This is a genomic window from Hymenobacter sp. BT559, assembly GCF_017571525.1.
GTDB classification, from domain to species: Bacteria; Bacteroidota; Bacteroidia; order Cytophagales; family Hymenobacteraceae; genus Hymenobacter; species Hymenobacter ginsengisoli.
Map to the genome: position 1 here is coordinate 93,535 of NZ_JAGETY010000001.1, position 24,391 is coordinate 117,925.

Annotated in this window: 15 protein-coding genes and 1 riboswitch; of the genes, 9 read left to right on the forward strand and 6 right to left on the reverse strand. The window is 61.9% G+C overall.

Annotation, left to right across the window (positions count from 1 at the left end; translation table 11 throughout):
- Positions 1-17 precede the first annotated feature (17 nt).
- The 4 genes from J4D99_RS00375 to J4D99_RS00390 all read left to right on the forward strand — a co-directional run bounded on the left by J4D99_RS00375 (position 18) and on the right by J4D99_RS00390 (position 4,835).
- Positions 18-1,223, forward strand: a complete 1,206-nt coding sequence (locus J4D99_RS00375) for an amine oxidase (protein ID WP_208129715.1) — start codon at positions 18-20, stop codon at positions 1,221-1,223.
- Positions 1,224-1,322: 99 nt separating this feature from the next.
- Entirely contained in the window at positions 1,323-1,814 is a 492-nt protein-coding gene (locus J4D99_RS00380) for a methylated-DNA--[protein]-cysteine S-methyltransferase (RefSeq protein ID WP_208129716.1), read from the forward strand.
- A gap of 43 nt (positions 1,815-1,857) precedes the next feature.
- On the forward strand, positions 1,858-3,984 hold the full coding sequence (locus J4D99_RS00385) for a prolyl oligopeptidase family serine peptidase (protein WP_208129717.1): 2,127 nt from the start codon (positions 1,858-1,860) through the stop codon (positions 3,982-3,984).
- 92 nt (positions 3,985-4,076) lie between these two features.
- A complete protein-coding gene (locus tag J4D99_RS00390) occupies positions 4,077-4,835 on the forward strand; it encodes an energy transducer TonB (RefSeq protein ID WP_208129718.1) in 759 nt (252 codons plus the stop codon).
- Positions 4,836-4,846: 11 nt separating this feature from the next.
- Here J4D99_RS00390 and J4D99_RS00395 read toward each other — a convergent pair whose 3' ends face one another.
- Complete coding sequence (locus J4D99_RS00395) at positions 4,847-5,740, reverse strand: alpha/beta hydrolase (RefSeq protein WP_309509603.1); 894 nt, start codon at positions 5,738-5,740, stop codon at positions 4,847-4,849.
- Positions 5,741-5,875: 135 nt separating this feature from the next.
- Here J4D99_RS00395 and J4D99_RS00400 point away from each other — a divergent pair, with 135 nt between their 5' ends.
- Together J4D99_RS00400 and J4D99_RS00405 are read left to right on the forward strand one after the other, a co-directional pair.
- Positions 5,876-6,211 carry an ASCH/PUA domain-containing protein gene (locus J4D99_RS00400; RefSeq protein ID WP_208129719.1) on the forward strand — a complete coding sequence of 112 codons (336 nt, stop codon included), beginning with the start codon at positions 5,876-5,878 and terminating at the stop codon, positions 6,209-6,211.
- A 124-nt stretch (positions 6,212-6,335) separates the two neighbouring features.
- Complete coding sequence (locus J4D99_RS00405; RefSeq protein WP_208129720.1) at positions 6,336-7,079, forward strand: tetratricopeptide repeat protein; 744 nt, start codon at positions 6,336-6,338, stop codon at positions 7,077-7,079.
- 29 nt (positions 7,080-7,108) lie between these two features.
- On the opposite strand, the gene metF is transcribed toward J4D99_RS00405, so the two are convergent.
- The 4 genes from metF to J4D99_RS00425 all read right to left on the reverse strand — a co-directional run bounded on the left by metF (position 7,109) and on the right by J4D99_RS00425 (position 14,940).
- On the reverse strand, positions 7,109-8,086 hold the full coding sequence (gene metF / locus J4D99_RS00410) for a methylenetetrahydrofolate reductase [NAD(P)H] (RefSeq protein WP_208129721.1): 978 nt from the start codon (positions 8,084-8,086) through the stop codon (positions 7,109-7,111).
- A 166-nt stretch (positions 8,087-8,252) separates the two neighbouring features.
- Complete coding sequence (gene metH, locus J4D99_RS00415) at positions 8,253-12,020, reverse strand: methionine synthase (protein WP_208129722.1); 3,768 nt, start codon at positions 12,018-12,020, stop codon at positions 8,253-8,255.
- 78 nt (positions 12,021-12,098) lie between these two features.
- A riboswitch (SAM riboswitch) is annotated at positions 12,099-12,207 on the reverse strand.
- An 84-nt stretch (positions 12,208-12,291) separates the two neighbouring features.
- Positions 12,292-13,650, reverse strand: coding sequence for an SGNH/GDSL hydrolase family protein (locus tag J4D99_RS00420; protein ID WP_208129723.1), 1,359 nt, complete (start codon positions 13,648-13,650; stop codon positions 12,292-12,294).
- A gap of 21 nt (positions 13,651-13,671) precedes the next feature.
- On the reverse strand, positions 13,672-14,940 hold the full coding sequence (locus tag J4D99_RS00425; protein WP_208129724.1) for an OmpP1/FadL family transporter: 1,269 nt from the start codon (positions 14,938-14,940) through the stop codon (positions 13,672-13,674).
- Positions 14,941-15,203: 263 nt separating this feature from the next.
- Here J4D99_RS00425 and J4D99_RS00430 point away from each other — a divergent pair, with 263 nt between their 5' ends.
- Positions 15,204-18,320, forward strand: a complete 3,117-nt coding sequence (locus J4D99_RS00430; protein ID WP_208129725.1) for a T9SS-dependent choice-of-anchor J family protein — start codon at positions 15,204-15,206, stop codon at positions 18,318-18,320.
- A 175-nt stretch (positions 18,321-18,495) separates the two neighbouring features.
- Positions 18,496-21,816 (forward strand): S41 family peptidase, encoded by a 3,321-nt coding sequence (locus tag J4D99_RS00435; protein WP_208129726.1) that lies wholly within the window; start codon positions 18,496-18,498, stop codon positions 21,814-21,816.
- Between the two features lie 67 nt (positions 21,817-21,883).
- Here J4D99_RS00435 and J4D99_RS00440 read toward each other — a convergent pair whose 3' ends face one another.
- Complete coding sequence (locus tag J4D99_RS00440) at positions 21,884-22,381, reverse strand: hypothetical protein (RefSeq protein WP_208129727.1); 498 nt, start codon at positions 22,379-22,381, stop codon at positions 21,884-21,886.
- A gap of 352 nt (positions 22,382-22,733) precedes the next feature.
- Here J4D99_RS00440 and J4D99_RS00445 point away from each other — a divergent pair, with 352 nt between their 5' ends.
- The gene (locus J4D99_RS00445) at positions 22,734-24,386 is read left to right on the forward strand and encodes a TldD/PmbA family protein (protein ID WP_208129728.1); all 1,653 of its coding nucleotides are present in this window, start codon (positions 22,734-22,736) and stop codon (positions 24,384-24,386) included.
- The last annotated feature ends 5 nt before the right edge of the window (positions 24,387-24,391 follow it).

Below are 24,391 nucleotides of genomic sequence, written 5' to 3' on the forward strand. Positions count from 1 at the left end.
ACCCTACCCTTACACCTATGAAATATACTCCGACTGATTCTCCGTTTGCTTCGTTTTGGTGGGGCGGCTACGAATGCACCGACCAGCTCAACGCCTTTGGCAATCGGGTTGATTTTCTGCCCCTTACCGGCCACCTGCCGCTCCTCGACCAAGACTATGCCGACCTGGCGCAGTTCAACGTGCGCACCGTGCGTGAGGGCATCCGGTGGGCGATGATTGAGAAAACGCCCTACCAGTACGACTGGAGCACCGTAAAGCTGATGCTCGACGCGGGCGAGCGCCACGGCATTCAGCAGGTGTGGGACATCTGCCACTTCGGCTACCCCGATGACCTCACGCCGCTGCATCCCATGTTTGCCCGGCGCTTTGCGGCGGTGTGCCGCGCGTTTGTCGATTTTTACCGCTCGGTGCGGCCCGAGGGCACGCTCATCGTCACGCCTATTAATGAGGTCAGCTTCATGTCGTGGCTAGGGGGCGATGTGCGCGGCACCTCTCCCTACTGCGTGGGCCAGGGCTGGGAGGTGAAGTACGGCCTGATGCGCGCCTATATTGAAGGCAGCTGGGCGCTGCGCGAGGCTGACCCCAGCATTCGCTTTCTAAGCACCGAGCCGCTCATCAACATCGTGCCGCCGCCCAACCCCTGGGTGAGCCACGTGCGCGAGGCCAAGCGCATGCACCGCGACCAATTTCAGGCCATCGATATTCTGTCGGGCCGCATGTGCCCCGAATTGGGCGGCCACGAAAGCCTGCTCGATATTATCGGCTTCAATTACTACTACGACAACCAGTGGCAGCTGCACCCGCACCGCCACTTGGGCTGGAACGACCCCGTGATGGACCCGCGCTGGGTGCCGCTGAGCGAGCTGCTGCGCCAGGCCCACAAGCGCTACAAGCGGCCCTTTGTGGTCACCGAAACCAGCCACCCCGGCGTAGACCGGCCGCTGTGGTGGAACATGATTGGCAAGGAATGCGCCAAGGCCCTGCACATGGGCCTGCCGCTGCTAGGGGCCTGCATCTACCCCATGGTAGACCGGCCCGACTGGGACCACCTCGACCACTGGCACCGCTCGGGCCTCTGGGATGCTGAGCTGCGGCCCGATGGCCCGCCCCGCCGCATCTTGCACGAGCCCAGCGCCCACGCCCTGCTAGAGGCCCAGGCCTTGGTGCAGGCTGCCCAGCCGCAGCCCAAAGTGCCCCGGCGGCGCCCGGTGCTGGTGGGCTAGGCAAGGACACGTTGAAAACGCCCGACAAGCTGTGCTTGCCGGGCGTTTTCATTTAGGGGCTAGTATCTTGCTGAAGTAGCCACCCTTCTTCCTCTGCCTATGCCAGCCGTTGCCCACCTGTACTCGCCCATTGGGATGCTGGCGCTGCATGGCTCCGATGCCGGGCTGCACGCCGTGCAGTTTCTCGACCACGACGTGCCGCCGCCCACGGCCCCGGCCGACCTGCCCGCCTGCCTGCAAGAGCCTCACCGCCAGCTCCATGCGTACTTCAACCGCGAGCTGCGCGACTTCGACCTGCTGTGCGTGCCCCTAGCGGGCACCGACTTTCAAAGACAGGTGTGGGCGGCGCTGGCGGGCATTGCGCACGGGCGCACGGCCTCGTACCTCGACGTGGCCAAGCTGCTCAATAATCCTAAATCGGTGCGGGCGGTGGGTGCGGCCAATGGCCAGAACCCGCTAGCCATTGTGTGGCCCTGCCACCGCGTGATTGGGGCTAGCGGCGCGCTCACGGGCTACGCGGGCGGGCTGGTGCGCAAGCAGTGGCTGCTGGCCTTCGAGCAACCCGAGCGCCAGGGCGCGCTCTTTGGGTAAGCCAAGCTGCTTACTTTAGCGGCGCTTACTTCTTCCTTTTCTTATGAAAAACCTTTCCATTCTGCTAGCCCTGCTGGCGGCCGGGCCCGCTGGGGCCCAAACCATGGCTGCCATTAAGCCCCTGCCCTACCCCAATACCCGCAAGGTCGATACCATAACGACCTATTTCGGCACCAAGGTGGCCGACCCCTATCGCTGGCTCGAAAACGACCAGGCTGCCGATACCAAAGCCTGGGTGCAGGAAGAAAACAAAGTAACGCAGGACTACCTGAGCAAGATTCCGTACCGCGAGGCCATTCGCCAGCGCCTCACCAAGCTCTGGAACTACGAGAAATATACCGCCCCGCAGAAGGAAGGCAAGTATACGTACTTCTCCAAGAACACCGGCCTGCAAAGCCAGTATGTAATGTATCGGCAGCTGGGCACGGGCGCACCCGAGGTGTTTCTGGACCCTAACACCTTCTCCAAAGACGGCACGACCTCGCTGGCCGGCCTGAGCTTCACCAAAGACGGGAGCCTGGCCGCCTATTCGATTTCGGAGGGCGGTTCCGACTGGCGCAAAGTCATCGTGCTACGCACCGACACCAAGGCTATTGTGGGCGACACGCTCAAGAACGTGAAGTTCTCGGGCCTAGCCTGGAAGGGCAATGAGGGTTTCTACTACAGCTCCTACGACAAGCCCAAAAGCGGCAGTATGCTAGCCGGCCAGAACCAGTTGCATCGACTGATGTACCACAAGCTGAGCACCCCGCAAAGCGCCGATGTGCTGGTGTTTGGCGGGGAGAAAACGCCGCGCAGCAGCATCAGAGGCTATCTGACAGAAGACCAACGCTTCCTGATTATATCGGCCAGCAACGGCGGCAACCGCAACGAGCTCTACCTCCAGGATTTGAGCAAGCCCGGGAGCGGGATTGTGACCGTTGTGGACAACATGAATAGCAGCAACCAAGTGGTCGACAACGTGGGCAGCAAGCTTTACATCATCACTAACCTCAACGCGCCCAACAACCGTGTAATTACCGTTGACGCTGCCACCCCCAAGTCCGCCAACTGGAAAGACCTGATTCCGGAAACCAAAAACGTGCTGGAAGTGAACACCGTGGGCGGCAAAATCTTTGCCCACTACCTCAAGGATGCCACTTCGCTGGTGGAGCAGTACGACATGACCGGCAAAAAGGAGCGGTCCATCGCCCTGCCCGGCCTCGGCACGGCAGGCGGTTTCAATGGCAAGCGGGAGGAGAAGGAAACCTACTACACCTTCACGTCCTACATCTACCCGCCCACCATTTTCAAGTACGACATCGCCACGGGCAAATCGACGGTGTTCAAAAAGGCCGGGGTGCAGTTCGACCCCACCAAGTTTGAGTCGAAACAGGTGTTTTATAATTCGAAAGACGGCACGCGCATTCCGATGATTATCACCTACAAAAAAGGCGTAGTGATGAACGGAAAGAATCCCACGTACCTCTATGCGTACGGGGGCTTCAATATCTCACAAACTCCTGGCTTCAACCCCGCCAACATCGTGTTGCTTGAGAATGGCGGCGTGTATGCGGTGCCCAACATCCGAGGTGGCGGCGAGTACGGCGAAAAGTGGCACCTAGCCGGCACCAAGCTGCAGAAACAGAACGTGTTCGACGATTTTATTGCGGCTGCTGAATACTTGAAAACCAATAAGTACACCGACACCGACCACTTAGCCATTGCAGGCGGTTCCAACGGTGGCTTACTGGTAGGGGCCGTGATGGCCCAGCGCCCCGACCTAGTAAAAGTGGCTTTCCCCGCCGTGGGCGTAATGGACATGCTACGGTACAACAAGTTCACCATCGGTGCCGTCTGGGCCCCGGACTACGGCACGGCCCAGGACTCGCCCGAGATGTTCAACTACCTCTATAAGTACTCGCCCTACCACGCCCTGAAGCCGGCTAGCTACCCGGCCACGCTCATCACCACTGCCGACCACGACGACCGCGTAGTGCCCGCCCACTCCTTCAAGTTTGCCTCCCGCCTGCAGGAAGACCAGCGCGGCCCGGCCCCGGTGCTCATCCGCATCGAGACCAAGGCCGGCCACGGCGCGGGCCGCAGCACCGCCCAGGTCATCAGCGAGCAGGTAGATAAGTGGGCCTTTATGTTTGAAAACATGGGCGTGAACTACAAGCCGGTGATGTAACGGGGCTAGCCATTTAGCGCCTGCAAGTATATAGTTTTATAAAAGCGAGATTGAAGCCTGCTATTGGCTTCAATCTCGCTTTATTTTTGAGTATGAAACACCTGATACTTCTATCTACTTTATTAGGCTTGGCTGCAAGCGAAGCAGCTGCGCAACAAGCCATTCCGCCGCTAAAGAAGGACTTTCTCGACTCGACGTGGCGCGTATTGCCTTCTGCCACTGGCGCTTTTTACCGCCGCGAAACTGAGTACACTGACAGCACGGCCGGCGTAGTGCGCGACTATTTTATGAGCAACGGCCAGTTGCAAAGCCGCATAGAGATGGACAACATTCGCCGACAGCGCCACCACGGCGTAAGCGAATACTTCACTAAGGATGGCCACTTAAAGACGCACGCCGAGTTTGACCACGGCCGACGTACCGGCGAGTTGGTGCTTTACTACCCTAGCGGGCAACTCAAGCGCCGCGAGCGCTACACCGATGCATTGCACGGCACCGGCGAGTGCTTTGCGCCCGATGGCACGCCGGTGCCGTTTTTTGAATACGAGGTAACGCCCCGCTACTCGGAGGGCGATGGCGGCTTTGCGGCCTTGGTCGGGGCTATTGGCCGCAATTTTAATTACACGAAGGAGGCCCGGCGAGCGGGTATTCAGGGTCGTATGCTCGTGACGTTCAGTGTAACGGCCCAGGGCTTGGTTGATGATGTAAAAATCATGCAGCCGCTGCACCCACTGGTCGATGCCGAGGCTATCAAGGCAGTGTACCGGCTCAAACGCTTTACGCCCGGCCTGCAAGACGGCAAGCCCGTGAAAGTGAGTTTCACCGCGCCCATTAACCTTAAGCTACAGTAGGCTAGCCAGCGTTACTCCGCTAGCCGCTTCAACTCCGCATACAACTCATTACCAGCCCAAAACAGCTGCGTGACCATGCCCACGTGCTTTTTGCCGGGCAAAATGGTGTACTTCGGCGCCTCGCCCAGCTGCGTGAGGCGCTGCCGAAATCTCTCGCTGCTTTCCTTGATGCTCGGGTAGGTATCGCCGCCAATGTAGATGCTCATGGGCGGTGCGCCGGCCCGCACATGGTAGAGCGCCGAGGCCTGCCGCCACACCGCCGGGTCTTTGCTGAAGGGCACGAGGTACTTCTCATCGCCCGCATATTGCATTTTGGTGAGGTAGTCGAGCATGTCGAGGCCGGCCGGGTCGTCGAGTAGCACCGCGTGCACAGCCCTAGCCGGCAGGCCGTGGCGCGCCAGCAAGGTGTCGGAGCCAGTGGCCAGCAGCGCGGCTAGCCCCCCGCCTGCCGAGTGACCCATAAGCACGAGACGGCCAGGGTCGCCGCCGTACTCCGCGATGTGGGCTACCGTCCAGGCCAGGGCGCGGGCGCAGTCGTCGGCTTGCTGGGGCACCAGCACCTGCGGCGCCAGCCGGTAGCTGATGACCACGCCCACAAAGCCATTTTTAGCCAGCCGCCGGCCGATGGCTTTATACAGAATATCGTCTTTGCTGCCGCTGTTCCAGCTGCCGCCGTGGATGAACAGCACCACCGGGCGCGGGGCGGCCGCTTTGGCACGGGGCTGATAAATATCGAGGCGGTGCCGCTTGTTGTCAAAGTCGGGCGCCGAAGCGGCCACGTAGGGCACGTCGGCCACGCGGCGGCTAGCCTGGGCCACGGCCCATTCGTTGGCCAGCAGCACGGTGGCGGCGGCCAGCAGCAGCCCGAGCGGCGGCAGGGCCAGCCAGCGAAGAATACGCATCATAATGAGGAGCTTACGCAGCTGGCACTAGCCTCGGCCCGCTGTAGCGAGCTGATACTTAACGGCACGATAATGGGAGCTGTCGCGTTTTCTACGTAAATTACCCTAATCCGGCCCGCTTATGAGGCCCACTATCCTATGCAACACTACACCGCCTCCCCGCAATCGTTTGTTACTACCGCCCGCACCCGCACCCACGAGCTGCAGCTCTGGACGCCCTGCTTCACGGCCGTGGCCGCCGGCACCAAGCCGTTCGATGTGCGCGAAAACGACCCCGATTTTCAGGTCGGCGACGCCTTGCTTATCCGAGAATACGACCCCGATACGAGTACCTACAGCGGCCGCACGCTGCTGCGCTGGGTCAGCTACGTAATGCCCGGTGGCGCTTTTGGCGTAGAAGAAGGCTGGTGCGTGCTGGGCCTCGGCAACGTAGCGCCGCTGCCCGCTGGCATCACCGATACGCGCCTCTGGTAGAGGCCGCTAGGCCCTGGGCGGGCGTCTAGCTTGCCGCCCCGGTATTTCAACCGGGGCCTTGCGTATTTTTGCCATTCCCAGCGGGGATATTCTTTTTACTCCGGCTTCTTAATCTCCTATCTGCGTGTTTTTTCGGCTACCTCCCCGCGTGCAGCGGGGCGCGTTTCTTTTTCTGCTAGGGGCAGCGCTCGCGCTGCCTGCTCATGCCCAAAAAGGTAAAAAAGATAACAAGAACACCCCGCCCCCCAGTGGCCCGCAGCGCTTGCAGCCACTGTACGGCGGCCTCACGGCGGCTCAGGCACAGCAGGCCGTGGGGGCAAACGTGCTGGCCGATGTAGACCGCAGCTTTGCGTCGCGGCCCGAGGCCAGCAAGTTTTTCAGCAACAAGGGCTTTGAGTACCTGCAAGAAAATCAGCCCGATACGGCTATCGTGCGCTTCAACCTGGCCTGGGTGCTCGACCCCCAAAACCCCGACCCCTACCGGGGGCTAGCGGTGCTGCTGAGCCGCCGCCCCGATGCCTCGCCCGAGGCCGTTCAGGCGCTGGTGCTGCAGGGCCTGGCGGTGGCGCCCACCAACCCGCTGCTGCTCGTCGACGCCGCCAATACGGCTCTGGGCCGCTACGAGCTGAGCAAGAAGAAAAAAGAGCTGCAGCAAGCCAACGACTACGTGCAGCGCGCTTTGCTGGCCGACAGCACCAGCGCCAGCGCCTGGCAAACCCAGGCCCACATCCACTATTACCAAGAAAACTACGCCGAAGCCTGGAAGGATGTGCGCAAAGGTCAGAGCCTCAGCCTTGCTAGCCTCGACTTTCAGTTCCTGACTGAGCTCATGGCCAAGATGCCCGACCCGGAAGGGAAGTTTAAATAGTGGTTAATTGACTGATGGTCAATTAACCATTAAAATAGCCCGGCTGCCACGCGCCGTATTGCTTCGGCCTTGCCCATGCTGTAGTAGTGCAGGCAGGGCACGCCGTGGGCCATCAGCTCGCGGCTTTGATTGAGACACCATTCAATGCCGATTTCGCGGGCGGCGGCGTTGTCCTTGGCCTGGTGAATGGCCTCGGCCAGCGCCTCGGGAATGCTGAGAAAGAAAGCCCGTGGCAGGCTGCTAAGCTGGCTCTTGGTAGTCAGGGGCTTAAGGCCCGGAATGATGGGCACCGTAATGCCGACCGCCCGGCAGCGCTTCTCAAACTTGAAAAACTCTTCGTTGTCGAAAAACATCTGGGTCACGATGTAGTCGGCACCGCGGTCGATTTTTTGCTTTAGAAAGCGGATATCGGAGCCATGATTGGGCGCCTCGAAGTGCTTTTCGGGATAGCCGGCCGTGCCGATACAGAAATCGGTGCAGAGCACGGGCTCAGCACCCTCGGGCTGGTACTGCTCGTCGTGGTCGTGGTAGCGGCCGTGGTTGAGCGAGTCAATCTGGCCGATAAGGTCGCAGGCGTAGGTGTGGCCATCGGGGTGCGGCTGGAAATGGCCTTCGCTCTTGATGGGGTCGCCACGAAGGGCTAGCACGTTGTCGATGCCCAGAAAGTGCAAGTCAATCAGGGCGTTCTCGGTTTCTTCCTTGGCAAAGCCGCCGCAGATGAGGTGCGGCACGGTATCGACATCGAAGCGGTTTTTGATGGCCGCGCAAATGCCTACCGTGCCCGGCCGCTTGCGCACGGCCTTGCGCTGCAAGAGCCCGCCCGGCCGCTCACGCAGCACAAACTCCTCGCGGTGGTAGGTGACGTCGATAAATGGCGGCTTGAACTCCATCAGCGGCTCGATATTGGAGAATAGGCTATGGATATTCTCGCCCTTGCGCGGCGGTAGCACCTCGAAGGAAAAGAGGGTTTTGCCCTCGGCGCGGCGCAGATGTTCGGTTACTTTCATTTTTTCAGCTATTTGCTAGTAGCTGCTAGCTAGTAGCTTTTAAGACAAAAACCGGTTGTCATTGCGAGCAAAGCGAAGCAATCGCCCCAGAACGAAGTTGTTCGGGTGTTGTGCAGATGCGATTGCCGCGCTGCGCTCGCAACGACAGATGAAATGGGTGACTGGGCTAGGCCGGGTCATAGTTCAAATTGGGCATCAGCCAGCGCTCCAGCTCGGCCAGGGGCATGTGCTTGCGCTCGGCAATATCGGCCACCTGGTCGCGGCCTATCTTGCCCAGGCCGAAGTACCGGGCCGCCGGGTGCGCGTAGTAGAGGCCGCTCACGGCAGCGGTGGGGTACATGGCCAGGTTTTCGGTGAGCGTGATGCCGGTCTGCTTTTCAGCATCTAGCAGGCGGAAAAGCGTGACCTTTTCGGTGTGGTCGGGGCAGCCGGGGTAGCCCGGCGCCGGCCGGATGCCCCGGTATTGCTCCTTGATAAGCTCCTCGCCGCTTAAGTTTTCGTTGGGCGCGTAGCCCCAGAACTCCTCGCGCACGCGCTGGTGCAGGCGCTCGGCAAAGGCCTCGGCCAGGCGGTCGGCCAGCGCCTTTATCATGATGCTGGAGTAGTCGTCGTGGTCGGCTTCGTACTTCTCGATGAGCTTTTCGATGCCCAGCCCGGCCGTGACGGCAAAGCCACCGACGTAGTCGGCGCGGCCGCTGTCGCTAGGGGCCACGTAGTCGGAAAAGGCCACATTGGGCACGCCGGGGCCTTTTTCGCCCTGCTGGCGCAGCGTAAAGAAGGCATCGCGCACCTGCTGGCGGGTGTCGTCTTCGTAAATCTCGATGGTATCGTAGCCTTTCGTATTGGCCGGCCAGAAGCCCAGCACGGCCCTAGCGGTGAGGCTTTTATCGGCGATAACTTCGGCCAGCATTTTCTGCGCATCGTCGAAAAGCCTGCGGGCAGCTTCGCCCAGGTTCTCATCTTCCAGAATGCGCGGGTAGCGTCCCTTCAGCTCCCAGGTGTGGAAGAAGGGCGTCCAGTCGATATACTGGGCGAGTTCTTCCAGCGGGTAGTTATCGAGCACCTTGGTACCCAAGAAGCTAGGCTTGATGATGGGCGCGGTCTCCCAGTCGGCGTGGTAGCCGTTCTGGCGGGCCGCCTCGATAGGCAGGTAGCTTTTCTCGCGCTGGCGGCTGGCGTGGTCGTCGCGCAGGGCCGCGTATTCATCCTTAATAGTTTGGCTGTATGCCACTTTTCCCGAGCCGAGCAGGCTAGCCGCCACGCCCACCGAGCGCGACGCGTCATTGACATAAACCGCTGAGCCCGAGTAGGCCGGCGCGATTTTTACGGCCGTGTGCAGGCGCGAGGTAGTGGCCCCGCCAATGAGCAGCGGCACTTGCAGCTTGCGCCTTTCCATTTCGCGGGCCACGTACACCATCTCATCGAGCGAGGGCGTAATGAGGCCGCTGAGGCCGATGATGTCAGCGCCCTGTTTCTGGGCTTCGTCCAGGATGCGCTCCAGCGGCACCATCACGCCGAGGTCTACTATCTCGAAGTTATTGCAGGCCAGCACCACGCCCACGATGTTTTTGCCGATGTCGTGCACGTCGCCTTTCACGGTGGCCAGCAGTATTTTACCGGCCGTTTGGCGGGCGGCGCCGGCCTTCTCGGCTTCGAGATAGGGCTGCAGGTAGGCTACGGCCTTTTTCATGACCCTAGCCGACTTCACCACCTGGGGCAGGAACATTTTGCCGGCCCCGAAGAGGTCGCCCACTACGTTCATGCCGGCCATCAGGGGGCCCTCTATCACGTCGAGCGGGCGGGCCAGCTGCTGACGCACCTCCTCGGTGTCCTGGTCGATAAAGTCGGTGATGCCGCGCACCAGGGCGTGCTGCAGGCGCTCGGCTACGGGCAGCGAGCGCCAGGCATCGGTTACCACCTCCACTTTGCCCTTTTGCTTCACCGTTTCGGCAAATTCGATAAGGCGCTCGGTGGCGTCGGGACGGCGGTCGAGCAGCACGTCCTCACAGAGTTCGAGCAGGTCTTTGGGTACCTCGTCGTACACGGCCAGCTGGCCGGCATTCACAATGCCCATGTCGAGGCCCGCCGCAACGGCGTGGTACAGAAAGGCCGCGTGCATGGCCTCGCGCACCACGTCGTTGCCCCGAAACGAGAACGAAATGTTGCTGACGCCGCCGCTGGTGCGGGCGCCGGGCAAATTTTCCTTTATCCACTTCACTGCCGCGATGAAGTCGAGTGCGTAGCGGCGGTGCTCCTCCATGCCCGTGCCTACCGTCAGGATGTTGGGGTCGAAGATGATATCTTCGGCTGGAAAGCCAACTTCTTCGGTCAGAATGCGGTAGCTGCGCTCGCAGATTTCGATGCGGCGCTCGTAGTTATCGGCCTGGCCATTTTCGTCGAAGGCCATCACCACCACGGCCGCACCGTATTGGCGCACCAGCCGGGCGTAGTGCTTGAAGCGCTCCTCGCCTTCTTTCAGCGAAATCGAGTTGACGATGCTCTTGCCTTGTGTGCACTTGAGGCCAGCCTCGATAACGCTCCACTTCGAAGAGTCTATCATGAGCGGCAGGCGCGCGATGTCGGGCTCCGAGGCAATGAGGTGCAGGAAGGTCGTCATCACGGCCTCCGAGTCGAGCATGCCCTCGTCCATGTTGATGTCGAGCACCTGCGCGCCGCCCTCCACCTGGGCGCGGGCCACCGCTAGGGCCGCCTCGTAGTCGCCCGAGCGAATAAGCCGCGCAAAGGCCCGTGAGCCGGTCACGTTGCACCGCTCGCCGATATTGACGAACAGGCTGGCGGGCGTGATGTTGAACGGCTCCAGGCCCGCGAGGCTCAGCGACGAGTGCGGGTTCAGGGCCGCGGCATCGACGATGCCATCCACGGCTACCTCGGCAGCTGCGGGCTCAATGGTACGCGCTGGGTACTTGTCAGCCAGCTTCTTGAGCTCGGCAATGTGCTGCGGCGTGGTGCCGCAGCAGCCGCCCACCACGTTGAGCAGGCCTTCTTTGAGGTAGTCTTCGACCACGCCGGCAAACTGCTGGGCGCTCTCGTCATAGCCGCCAAAGGCGTTGGGCAGGCCGGCGTTGGGGTAGGCTGACACGGGCACATCGGCGAGCCGGGCCAGCTCGCGCACGTAGGTTTTGAGCTGGTCGGCCCCTAGCGCGCAGTTGAGACCCACGCTTAGCAAGGGCAAGTGCTTGATGCTGTGCCAAAATGCCTCTACCGTCTGCCCGCTCAGGGTGCGGCCCGAGGCGTCGGTGATGGTGCCCGAAATCATAACGGGAACCACCCGGCCGCCCTCGTTGAAGAACTGCTGCACCGCGAAGAGCGCGGCCTTGGCATTGAGGGTGTCGAAAATGGTTTCGATAAGCAGGGCATCGACGCCGCCCTCCACGAGGCCGCGGGTTTGCTCCAGGTAGGCAGTGGCCAGCTCATCAAACGTCACGGCCCGGAAGCCGGGGCGGTTGACATCGGGCGAGAGTGAGGCGGTGCGGTTGGTGGGCCCAATGGCGCCGGCCACGAAGCGCGGCTGCGCCGGATTCTGGGCCGTGAACTCGTTGGCCACCTCGCGGGCTAGCCTGGCCGACTCATAGTTGAGCTCATACACCACGCTTTCCAGCCCGTAGTCGGCCTGCGCAATGGTGGTGCCCGAGAAGGTATTAGTCTCGACCATATCGGCCCCGGCCGCGAAATACTCGGCATGGATGGCCCGGATGATGTCGGGCCGCGTGAGGCTCAGCAGGTCGTTGTTGCCGCGCAGCGGGCGCGGGTGGTCAGCAAAGCGAGTGCCCCGAAAGTCTGCTTCCTCCAGCGGGTAGCGCTGAATCATGGTGCCCATGGCCCCGTCGAGGATGAGCAGGCGCTGGCGCAGCAGCGCAGGCAGGGGCGAAATACAGGCGGGGTCGGTGGCGACGGGCAAAGGGGCGGCGGACATATCTAATCTGGTAGCAAAAGCACGGAGCAAGTAGCTCCTATCCAGAAAGAAAGCCACGCCGGGCGGCGCGAGTTCCGGCTGATATCTTCTTCGACCTAACACAGTGGCCGAACAGGAGTTGGCACCTACTCGAGGTAGGTTGCCAAGACGTCATCGGGCCTGGTCCCTCGGTCTTTCTGGATAGCAGCAAGGGCGAAGATACAACGGCTAGGCCCAAAAAAAGCGCCTTCCCGGCGGGGAAGGCGCTTTTCAGTAAAAACAGCTGGGCTGGCTAGGGCAGCAGCACGCCGCGGTAGAGGTTGGGGTCTACCTGCGGCACGGTCGAACCGTAGTAGTTATTAATAACTCGAATCCACTCGTTGGCAATAATGGCGTAGCCGCGGGGCGAGGGGTGCACGCCGTCGAGGCCAAAGGCGTTGCCGCTGGCAAACGTGGCGGTGTTGTTTACGGCATTGGTTGCAATGCCGCTGTTGGCCAGGCGGGTCAGGAACGAGTTGGCATCCACTACCGGCACCTTAAAGCGCTGGGCCGTTTTGGCGATAATGTTGTTGAGCTGCGTGGTGCGGGCGGTTACGCTGGCTATCTCAGTGGCATCGAGCACATACTGATTCGGAACCGGGTTGGAAGGCAGGCTACCCGCGCCCGCAGCTACAAGGGGCTGCGCAGTGAGTGTGAGCAGGTCAGCGCTGGTGGCCAGGCGCACCACCGGAGCCGCAGCGGTGCCGGTTTGGATGAATACGCCTGGCGAAGCAGCATTCGCAGCCTTAAAGGCCGCCGCTACCGCCGCCACGGTTACTGTATTAAAATACGGTACGCTGGTCACGTTCGGGATGTTAGCCACGGCGCCTTTCACCGTGCCGCCCTTCGAGATAGTGCCCACGATGGCGCGGTACCCGATGCCAAAGCGCGTCGTATCGGTGAGGTCGCCGAAGGGGTTGGTAGGCTGCACCACCCCGCCGGCCGTGGCGTAGGCCAGCACGTCGTTATTGCCCATCCAGCAGGTGAAGAAGGTCGCCGACTTCTGGCCGATGTAGGTCACGTAGTCTTTGGTAGGCTTCTCGGCCGGCGTCAGCAGGCGCTCATAGAAGGGGTTGATGAGCCCGTAGGGGGCTAGCCCGCCCGTAAGGGACGACACGCTGCTGAGCACCGAAATGCCCGGCACGCCCAGGTTGTCGGGCTGATTGCCCGAGTAGGCTTCCAGCTGCGGGCCACCGGGCAAGGCATTTCCCGTCACGGCGAGCTGCTCGCTCAGGTAGTTGTTGGCCGCCGAGGGCACTACTGGCGCTAGGGCACCATTTACTACCTGCAATTTGATATAGCCCGAGCCGTCCTTTTTAGTGCTCGAAAAAGCGGGCTGCACGAAGTTGGCCGGCCCCTTGCCGGTTTTGGCAAACTGCTGGGCCAGGATGGCCGGGTAAGACGTGGCCTGCCCCTCATTATAGAGGCCACCATCGGTGTAGCCCGAGGTGAGCGAGTTGCCCACGGCCACGTAGCTCGTAAAGTCGAGGCCATTGGCCGAAGGCGAAGGGTTGGCAGCGTCGAGCTTGGGCTGGCAGCCCGCCACCCCGAGGCCGAGCCCTAGCAGCGCGAGCGCCGGGCGGGCAGTTTTAGGAAAAGATAACGTCGTCATTGGGTAGGAGAAAAGGCAGGGTTAGAACTTCACGTACAGCTGCACGCCGGGCACGGCGATGGTCGTTTTGTAGGTGCCGGCCACGCGGTCGGTAGTGCCGTTGCTGATGAGGTCATCCTGGCTCTGGCTGCGCTTCATGAAGTCTTCGAACAGGAACGAGGCATCGATGCCAAAGCGCTGGGCAAACTCGTAGCCAATGCCCGCCGTGAAGCCAATGCGGTCGGCATCGGGCGTTTCGGGGGTCACGAAGCCATCGCGCACGCACGCCATGTCGTAGAACGTGCCGGCGCGCAGCGAGAAGCCATCGGTCACTTTATACTGGGCGCCTACGCGGAAGGCCAGCGCATCCTGGTACTGGCGCTTGGACGACGACGACGCGTTGCCGCCGAGCACGCCGCCCGAGTACGTGAAGTCGAGCGACTGGTAGCGGCTCCAGCCCACCAGGTTGGCATCAAAAGCCAGCGTCAGCTTGTCGTTAGGGCGCACCCCGATGCCGAAGCTATACACATCGGGCAGCGGCAGGGTCACGTCGAAGCTCTTGGCCGTGAAGCTGCCCGCGGCCGAAGCCGGAATGCCGGTGAGGGCAATGTCGCCGCCGCTCACGTGGGCATCTACTGCCGAGCGGTAGCTGAGGCCTACGCTCAGCTTTTCGCTTGGCTTAAACATCACGCCCAGGTTGTAGCCCACTTTGTGGTCGGCCTTGCCCGTGAGCTGCGCGTGCGCCGGGCTGGTGCTGCCCTGGGCCTGCACCGGAATATCGCGCTGCAGGTCCACGTCGCCGTAGAGCAGCGTGGTGACGCCCGCACCAATGCTGAACTGCGGAGTGATGGCGTAGGCGGCCGTTACCTGCCCAAAAACTGAGCGCAGGTTGATGTCGGTAAGCGCATAGCGGCCTTCCCAGCCCTGCTGGTAGTGCAGCTCGCTGCCGAAGGGCGTGTATACGCCGGCACCCAGGCGCCATTTGCCCTCCTTGGGGCCAAAGCCCACAAAGCCGCTAAACGGAAAAACGTTGGTATTCTGCAGGGTGCGCTGGCCGCTGTCGGCATCGCCGGGCCGGAACGAGATGCGCGGAATAGCCATGTTGCCACCCACCTGAAAGCCAGTAGGGGCGAAGGCAAACGCGCCGGGATTGAAAAACTGCGAAGCCTGGTCGAGGTAGAGGCCGGTGCCCGTGCCGCCCATGCCAACGTTTTTGGCGCCGGTAAGGCCAACCTGGAAGCCGCTGGCCAGTGCTCCCGACGTGGCCGCTAGCAGCGCCCCGCCCGTGAGGAGGATAGATTTAGCTTGCATAAATGCAAAAAATTAGGTGGGGAACAATGAGGGGTTAAATGTAAGCCCAATTTTGAAATAAGTAGTAGGCTTGCCTACTACTTGGGTGGGTGGAGCTTTTTTTGGCCATCGTGGTGTCTTTCACCACGTTTGCCTGCCACCGACCTAAACTAGTTCATTTAGAAACATTAAGATAACGTGAACATCGGGATGGCGGCACTTATTTTTGTTCTTTAAAATACCATTTCTTCTTCATTCTCTTCTACAATCTTTCCGTATTCCACATGATAAAACAACTCCTCACGCTGGGTTGGGTAGGCCTGCTGGCATTTGCCACGCTGGAAACCCGTGCTCAAACGGCGGTGACGCTCACCACCAGCCCCTATGTTGAGAATTTTGACGGATTAACCAATGGCCTTCCTGTTGGCTTTAGTGTGTATACCAACGCCTCGGCTACTAGCTTAGGCACCGCCCCAACCACTACGCAGCTCATCCTGGCGCCGGGCGCCACCACGGCCTGGGCCGCCACGGGTGCTGGCTTCAAAAACTATGCATCGGCGACGGGCCTGAGCAGCAAGGCCAGCGTGGCCACGCAAACAGCCGCCCCCAACCGGGCCCTGGGCGTGCGCCAGACCGGCTCGTTTGGCGATGGCACCAGCACCGCTACCCCGCCCATTGGCGCGGGCCCAGCCTTTGTATTTCAACTGGCAAACACTACCGGCAAAGCAGACTTCGCCCTGAGCTTTAAGCTGCAATCGCTTGATAGCACCATTGTTACGTCTTCTGCTACCGGCCGCACTACTACCTGGCAGGTAGACTACGGCACCGGGACCACACCCACCGCCTTTACGCAGGTGGGCTCGACGGCCACTACGGGGCCGTTTTTTGCCAACGCCACCGTCACTGCCAGCTTCGGCACCGCGCTCAACAACCTGGCTGGCCCGGTGTGGATTCGCATTGTGGCGCCCGCCAACACAACCGGTGGCGGCAGCCGGCCCAGCTCGGCCATCGATGATTTCTCGCTGAGCTGGAACACGCCCACCGCCAGCACCCCGACGCTTACTGCGGCCCCCAACACGTTATCCTTTGGAAGCCAGAATCTTACCACTACCTCGGTCGCCCAAACGTACACCCTGACAGGCGGCAACCTGACTGCCGCTACCACCGTCACGGCCACCGGGCCTTTCACCGTATCGAAGGATAATACCACCTTTGCGGCTTCGGTGAGCTACACGGCTGCCGAGCTGGCCACCGCCCAAACGGTGTACGTGAAGTTTACACCCACCACTACCGGCACCTCTACGGGCACCATTACCAACGCCAGCACGGGCGCCGTAGACCGGACCGTGGCCCTGACCGGCATTGGCTCGGACCCCAACCAGACTACGTTTAACTTCAACACCTGCACCACAGCCTTATCAGACGGCTGGAGTCATTATAGTGTAACCGGCGCCCAGGTGTGGGCCTGCACCACCTTTGGCCGCGACCCCAACGCCCCCACTGCTACCACCGCTACGCCCTATGGCGTGCAAATAAATGGCTACGCCAGCGGCAACCAGCTAAACGAAGACTGGTTTATCTCGCCGGCTTTCGACCTGAGCACCTACACCTATCCGCTGTTCTCGTTCTGGAGCCGCACCGCGTTTAGCGGCCCTGGCCTGAAGCTGCGCGTATCGACCAACTACAGCGGCACTGGTGCCCCTAGCGCCGCCACCTGGACCGACCTGAACGCCCAGTTTCCGGGCTTGGGCTCGGACACCTGGACGCAGACGGCCAACCTCAACCTGGTCGCCTTCAAAGGCGCGAAGGTGTACGTGGCCTTCGTTTATACCTCCACTACGGCTGGCGCCGCCCGCTGGACGCTCGACGATATTTCGCTCACCAACTCGACGACGGCCCCCGCGCCTAGCTTCTTCACCGATGTGAACAGCTTGGCGTTTGGCTACCAGGCCGTGGGCACCAGCGGCACCCGCACCCTGAACGTGTCGGCCAACGACCTGACCGGCGACGTAACGCTGACTTCGCCCAGCCCCGCCTTCACGCTCTCGAAAGATGGCACCACCTTCGCCAGCACCCTGGCACTGACCAAGACCGAAGTAAGCGGCACCGTGAAGCCGGTGACCGTGCGCTTTAGCCCCACCGTGGCTTCGACCAACTACTCGGCTACGCTAGCCCTGGCCTCGGCCGGTGCTACCAACCAGACCGTGACCGTAACCGGCGACACCTACGACGTGGCCAAAACGCTGGAGGTCGTAAACTGGAACATGGAGTGGTTTGGCTCGGCCGACGCCACTCTCGGGCCGACGGACAAGAACCTGCAGTACACCAACGCGCTCACCGTGCTCAGCGCCCTGAAAGCCGACGTGTACGCCCTGGAAGAAGTAGTAGACACGGTGCGCCTGCGTACCCTCACTACTCAGCTCTCTACCGCCAGCGGCTTCACCTACGCCTATAAGATTTCGGAATACGGCTCGTATGCTGATGATAAAAATGACGCCGACTACGCCGGCGACCAGAAGCTAGCCTTCCTCTACCGCACCGACATCGTGAAGAACCCCTCGTTTCAGGGGTTGCTGCGCTGCTCGCAGGCCCAGGCTTGCGCTGCCTATACGCCGTGGGCCTCGGGCCGCTTCCCCTACCTGATGCGCGCCGACGTGACCCTCGACGGCATAACCAAGAAAGTGAATTTCATTGCGATTCACGCCAAGGCCAATGCCACTGCGACCTCGGCCAACGACTATGCCCGCCGTAAAACCGGGGCCGACCTGCTCAAGGCCGAGCTGGAAAAGACGTACCCAGACGACAACACGCTCATTGTGGGCGACTACAACGACGTGCTGAACGGCACTATTGCCACGGGCGTAACGCCGGCCATTACCTCGTATTCGTCTTTCACCCAAGATGCTAACTATCTGTCCATCACGCTGCCGCTGGCCCAGGCCGGCCTGCGCTCGACGGCCAGCTACCCCACGGTGATTGACAACGTTATCGCCAACAAAGGCATGGCGCCGTACTACATCGCTGGCACGGCGGCCATCCGCACCGATGTAACGGCGGCTATCACGAATTACGCTAACACGACGTCGGACCACTACCCGGTGTTCTCGCGCTACTCCTTTACGAACACTACGCTGGCTACCAAGGCTAGCCGCACTGCCTCGCTAGGCCTCTACCCCAACCCCGTAGCCAACAGCGTGCGCTTCGACGTGCCCGAGACTGGTAAAGACCTGAGCCTGCAGGTATTCACTACTACCGGCCGCCTCGTGCTGCAAGGCAAGGGCTCGGTAGAGCAGCTCAACCAGCAGCTAAGCCAGCGCGTGGGCGGCCTCGGCGCCGGCCTGTACGTGGTGCGCGTTATCGGCGCGCAGCAGACGTACACCGACCGCTTCGAGAAGCAATAACCCAGGCCAACGGCGGTAAGCCGCTAGCCCCTCACTACGCAAAAGGCCCCGACCGCTTGGTCGGGACCTTTTTTGTGCGTCGTTTTGCGACTGGCCAGCTGCGCCGTGCAACGCTAGCGGGCGCCGCCGCTACCTTGCCTTAGCTATTAGTACCCACACGCTTACTTTCCCCGCTTTGCTAAAACACTACTTAACCCTACCGCTGCTGGCGGCGGCGCTGCCGACCCTGGCCGCGCCGCCCGCCGCCCTCCCCTATTTTTCGGAGCCCGCCGTATCGCCCGACCGTCAGGAAATCGCCTTTGTCTCGGGCGGCGATGTGTGGACGGTGCCCGTGGCCGGCGGCGAGGCGCGCCTGCTCGTGGCCCACCCCGCCACCGAGAGCCGCCCGCTGTACGCCCCCGATGGGAAGTCGCTGGCTTTTATTTCTACGCGCACCGGCAACGGCGACATCTACCTGCTGACCTTCGCCACCGGCGAGCTGAAGCGCCTGACTTTCGACGACGGGCTCGACCAGCTCGACGGGTGGAGCGCCGATGGCAAGTACCTCTACTACTCGAGCACCAGCCGCGACATCTCGGGCATGAACGACATCTACCGCGTGCCGGTGGGTGGCGGCACGCCCACCGCGGTGAGCGCCGACCGCTACGCGAATGAGTTCTTTGCCGCCCCTAGCCCCGATGGCAAGGCGCTGGCCTTTGCCGCGCGCGGCGTGGCTTCGAGCCAGTGGTGGCGCCACGGCCATAGCCACCTCGACGAATCGGAGATATGGCTGCGGCACGAGGGCAAAAATGGCCCTAGCTACACCGGCCTCACCAGCGGCGGCGCTAAGGCGCTGTGGCCCATGTGGGGGCCGGGCGGCCAGAAGCTGTTCTACACCTCCGACCAGGGCGGGGCCGAGAACATCTGGACTACGGGCCTAGCGAAAGGCACGCCCCAGCAGGTTACCAACTTCAAGGATGGCCGCGTGCTGTGGCCCAGCGCCTCGGCCGATGGCAAGCTCATTGTGTTTGAGCGCGACTTTGGTATTTGGACCCTGAATACCGAGAATGGGCAGGCGCAGCCCGTGCGCATTCAGCGGCGCGGTGCGCCCGCTAGCCCCACCGTGGAGCGCCAGCGCTTCACTGACCGCTTACAGGAACTAGCCCTCTCGCCCGATGGCAAGAAAGTGGCCTTCATCGTGCACGGCGAGGTGTTTGCCGCTTCGGCCGCCGATGGCGGCGACGCTACGCGCCTCACCAGCACCGTGCCGGCCGAAAGCGACCTGACCTGGGCGCCCGATAGCCGCCGGCTCATCTACGCCTCGGCCCGCGACGGCGCCAAGCACCTGTATAGCTACACCTTCGCCACCGGCCAGGAAACGCGCCTCACCAACTCGCCGCTCAGCGACGCGCAGCCGCGCTTCTCGCCCGATGGCAAGCTGCTGGCCTTCGAGCGCGACGCTAAAGAATTGCGCATTCTGGACCTGGCTACTAAGCAGGAGCGCGTGGCTGGCACGGGCCGCTTTGGCCGACCGCCGCTGGCGGCCGAGCGCTCGTTTGTGTGGTCGCCCGATGGGCGCTGGCTGGCCTTTGCGCCGGCCGGGGCACGCGGCTTTACCAACGTGCAAGTGGTGCCCGCAGCGGGCGGCCCGGCCCGGGCCGTCAGCTTCCTGGCCAACTCCAACAGCAACTCGCTGTCGTGGAGCCCCGATGGCAAGTACCTGCTCTTTGACACCGGCCAGCGCACCGAAGATACCCAAGTGGCGCGCATCGACTTGCAGCTGCGCACGCCGCGCTTCCGCGAAGACCAGTTCCGCGACTTATTTAAGGAAGCCGTACCGGGCCCGATTTCACCCGATAAAAACCAGAGCCCGCCCCTGACGCCAGCCAAGCCGGCTAGCCCCGCCCCGCTGCCCGTAGCGGCCGCAGACTCAGTACGCACCAAAAGTCGCACGGTGACAACCAAACGCAAGGGTAAAAAGGGCGCCGTGGAGGTAGTAACGACCACGCCCGCCAAGCCGCCGGTCAACATTAACTTCGACGACATTCGGCGGCGCCTGAGCCTGGTGCCGGTGGGCGTAGACGTGCGCAGCCAGCGCATCAGCCCCGATGGTAAGTGGCTGCTGCTCACGGCCACGGTATCGAACCAAACCAACCTGTATATCTACCCGCTCGATGAGTTGAGCAAGGACGCGCCCACGGCCCGACAGCTTACTTCTACGCCCGGCGCCAAGCGCGAGGCGCAGTTTTCGCCCGACAGCAAGGAGGTATACTACCTCGACCAGGGCCGCATTCAGGCGGTGCCGGTGGAGGTGGGCAAAGGCCCCGCCGCCCACCCGGTGGCCGTGGCCGCCGAGCTCGACGTGGACTTCGAGCAGGAAAAGATGGTGGTCTTTGACGAGGCCTGGAGCTACCTGCGCGACTTTTTCAACGACCCCACTTTCAACGGCGCCGACTGGCCCGCGCAGCACGACAAGTTTGCGCCCTACATCGCCGGCGCCCGCACGCCCGACGAGGTGCGCCGCCTCACCGGCCTCATGATTGGCGAGCTCAATGCCTCGCACTCGGGCATTGGGGCGCCCGCGCCGCCCACTGGCACCGTAGCCCCGGCTACCGGCCGGCTCGGGGTGCGTTTCGACCCTAGCGAATACGAGCAGAACGGCCGCCTGCGCCTCACTACGGTGCTGCCGCTGGGCGCCGCCGCGCTGGCCGGCCTCAAGCCCGGCGACGTGCTGCTGGCCGTAGATGGCCGCCCGCTGAATGGCAGCACCAACCTCGACGAGCTACTGCAATACAAGGTGGGTCGCCGCACCACGCTGCGCGTCTCGTCTGATACTAAGGAGCGTGAGGTAGTAGTGCGCCCCCTCAGCCGCGAAACGGAGAAAGGGCTCGACTACCGGCAGTGGGTAGAGGAGCGCCGCGCCTACGTGGCCCAGGCCAGCGGCGGCCGCCTGGGCTACGTGCACATGTTTGACATGAGCGCGGCCTCGCTGGCCCAGCTGTACGTGGACCTCGACGCCGAAAACATGACCCGTGATGGCGTGGTGGTAGACGTGCGCAACAACAACGGTGGCTTCGTGAACGTGTACGCCATCGACGTGCTGGCCCGCCGCAGCTACCTCAGCATGATGAGCCGGGGCATGGCCGCGCCGGTGCCGGCGCGCTCGGCCCTCGGCCAGCGCAGCCTCGAAGTGCCCACGGTACTCGTCACCAATCAGCACTCGCTCTCTGATGCCGAAGACTTTAGCGAAGGCTACCGGGCTAGCAAGCTGGGCAAAATAGTAGGCGAACCGACCGGCGGCTGGATTATCTTCACCTCGGGCACCAGCCTGCTCGACGGCTCCAGCCTGCGCCTGCCCACCAGCACCATCCGCTCGACCCGCGATGGCCAGGTGATGGAAATGAACCCCCGCCCCGTGGATGTACCCGTGACGCGCCCCATCGGCGAAAGCTACACCGCCCACGACACCCAGCTCGACGCAGCAGTAAAAGAGCTGCTAGGGCAGCTTGGCAAGTAAAAGCTGAAAAATTATTGCACTCTAGTATGATACGACAAGAGCCAGGCAGTTAGCTGCCTGGCTCTTACTATTTCGCTACCAGCGTTGATACTTCCGCGCTGCTGCCACTGGCCAGCAGCTGCACGTCGAACGCCACCTTGGCTGTTTCAGGCAGCTTCGGAATTAACACGTAGTACACCACGCTTACGGCCTTGGGAGACGCGTCGGGGGCTAGCTGCACGGCGTAGGTGTAGCCGGTGCAGGTCTGCACCACTTGCTGGGCCAGCAGGTGGTAGCTGCTGGCGGTGCGGGTCTTGCCGGCCAGCAGCGTGTGCGTAGTGAAGTCGATGGCTGGCAGCTTTTTACCCGCAAAGAGCTCGTGGTATTCGGCTGCTGAGTTGATAATGTATTCGTTAGTTTGGCCCACGTAGGGCACGGGCTCGCTGATGCTGGCCTTGAGGCCGGCCAAGGGTAGCATTGTCACATCGGCCGAGGCGTTGCAGGGCACCACGTCTTCTTTTTTGCAGCTGTTGCTCATGGCCACCAGGCTGAGCACGGCCAACGCCAGGAGTTGACGTATCTTCATAAAAACCAGGGTACTCGGGTGGGAAAAGGAGAGCGGGCAAGAAATATAGCGCCCAGCGCGCGATATCCAAGCACCGATTGAGATATGCCAGGTCTGGTTGAGCACTGGCCGCGCTTTTTTGCGGGCCTAGGCAGACAACCACAGTTTCGCCCATTGCCGCTTGGCTAGGGCATTCGCTAGTTAGTAGCTCAGCAAAATGCGGGTACGGAAATTTACAATAATAGATTTTCCAGCTTCAGGCAGAAAAAGGCTAGTCAGTGCTGCAACGCCGAGCAAGTGGGTATGTCTTTTTCGTGAAAAAGGTGCATCTTGCCAGTCGGTTTTTGCCCATTGCCTTTAATTTCTTGCTGTTTTGAAACGACGTGACTTTGTAGGCCTCACGGGCCTGGCCACCGGCGCCCTGCTGCTGCCCAATTTTCCAGGCATGGGCGGTACCCTCGTAGACCCCGCCCGCCTGCTCGAGCCCGGCCTCGACGTGGCCGCCAAAAAGCGCCTGGCCGATGCGGCCCTGAACACGGCCAAAAGCGCCGGCGCCTCTTACGCCGATGTGCGCATCGGCCGCTACCTCAACCAGAGCATTTTCACCCGCGAAAAGCAGGTGCAGAACATCGCCAGCGGCGAGAGCTTCGGGGCCGGCGTGCGCGTCATCGCTAACGGCAGCTGGGGCTTTGCGGCCACCAACAACGTGAGCGAAGTCGGGCTGGCCCAGGCCGCTAAGCTGGCCGTAGCCATGGCCAAGGCCAATGCCAAAACCCAGAAGCAACCCGTGCAGCTAGCCCCCCAAAAGGGCTACGGCGAGGTGAGCTGGAAAACACCCATCAAGCAAAACGCCTTTGAAGTGCCCGTAGCGCAGAAGGCCGAGCTGCTGCTGGCCGCCAACGCAGCGGCCCAGGCCAACGGCGCCAACTTCGTCAATTCCAGCCTCTTCCAGATAAACGAGCAGAAGTACTTCGCCAGCACCGACGGCTCGTATATCGACCAGGACGTGCACCGCATCTGGCCTACGTTCTCGGTCACGGCCATCGACCGGGCCAGCGGCAAGTTCAAAACCCGCGACGCGCTGAGCTCGCCCATGGGCCTGGGCTATGAGTACCTCTCGCCCCAGGCGGTTGATAAGGTGGCTGGCCCTAGCGGCACCGGCCTCGTGGGCTACCGCAACAGCTACGACATTCTGGAAGATGCCGCCCTGGCCGCCCGCCAGGCTAAGGCCAAGCTCACCGCCACCTCGGTGCTGGCCGGCAAATATGACCTCGTGCTCGACCCTAACCACCTGGGCCTCACCATTCACGAAAGCATCGGCCACCCGCTGGAGCTCGACCGCGTGCTGGGCTACGAGGCCAACTACGCCGGCACCAGCTTCGCCACGCTCGAGTGGCGCAAGAAGAACATTCCGTATGGCTCGAAGAACGTAACCATCGTGGCCGACAAGCTGCAGCCCGGCTCGCTGGGCGCGGTGGGCTACGACGACGAGGGCGTGAAAACCAAGGAGTGGACGCTCATCGACCAGGGGAAACTAGTTGATTACGAGAAGATTCGCGACCAGGCGCACATCGTGGGTCAGAAAGAGTCGGATGGCTGCTGCTACGCCGACTCGTGGGGCACGGTGCAGTTTCAGCGCATGCCCAACGTGAGCCTACGCCCCGGCACCGCCAAAATGAATGTAGACGAGCTCATAAGCAAGGTCGATAAAGGTATCTATATTGCCGGCCGCGGCTCATACTCTATTGACCAACAGCGCTATAACTTTCAGTTTGGCGGGCAGGTGTTCTACGCCATCGAGAAGGGCAAAATCGCCGGCATGCTCGACGACGTGGCCTACCAAGCCAACACCCAGGAGTTTTGGAACTCGTGCGCGGCCGTGTGCGACCAGAGCGACTACCGCCTCTTCGGCTCGTTCTTCGACGGCAAGGGCCAGCCCTCGCAGGTGTCGGCCGTGAGCCACGGCTCGGCCACCTCGCGCTTCAACGCAGTGAACGTCATTAATACGGCCCGCAAGATTGGCTAGGCCTC

Coding starts and splice junctions, on each gene's coding strand:
- J4D99_RS00420 (WP_208129723.1), bottom strand. CDS start 13,650: ATGACGACGTTATCTTTTCCTAAAACTGCCCGCCCGGCGCTCGCGCTG.
- J4D99_RS00425 (WP_208129724.1), bottom strand. CDS start 14,940: ATGCAAGCTAAATCTATCCTCCTCACGGGCGGGGCGCTGCTAGCGGCC.
- J4D99_RS00385 (WP_208129717.1), top strand. CDS start 1,858: ATGAAAAACCTTTCCATTCTGCTAGCCCTGCTGGCGGCCGGGCCCGCT.
- metH (WP_208129722.1), bottom strand. CDS start 12,020: ATGTCCGCCGCCCCTTTGCCCGTCGCCACCGACCCCGCCTGTATTTCG.
- J4D99_RS00400 (WP_208129719.1), top strand. CDS start 5,876: ATGCAACACTACACCGCCTCCCCGCAATCGTTTGTTACTACCGCCCGC.
- J4D99_RS00440 (WP_208129727.1), bottom strand. CDS start 22,381: ATGAAGATACGTCAACTCCTGGCGTTGGCCGTGCTCAGCCTGGTGGCC.
- J4D99_RS00395 (WP_309509603.1), bottom strand. CDS start 5,740: ATGATGCGTATTCTTCGCTGGCTGGCCCTGCCGCCGCTCGGGCTGCTG.
- metF (WP_208129721.1), bottom strand. CDS start 8,086: ATGAAAGTAACCGAACATCTGCGCCGCGCCGAGGGCAAAACCCTCTTT.
- J4D99_RS00430 (WP_208129725.1), top strand. CDS start 15,204: ATGATAAAACAACTCCTCACGCTGGGTTGGGTAGGCCTGCTGGCATTT.
- J4D99_RS00380 (WP_208129716.1), top strand. CDS start 1,323: ATGCCAGCCGTTGCCCACCTGTACTCGCCCATTGGGATGCTGGCGCTG.
- J4D99_RS00375 (WP_208129715.1), top strand. CDS start 18: ATGAAATATACTCCGACTGATTCTCCGTTTGCTTCGTTTTGGTGGGGC.
- J4D99_RS00390 (WP_208129718.1), top strand. CDS start 4,077: ATGAAACACCTGATACTTCTATCTACTTTATTAGGCTTGGCTGCAAGC.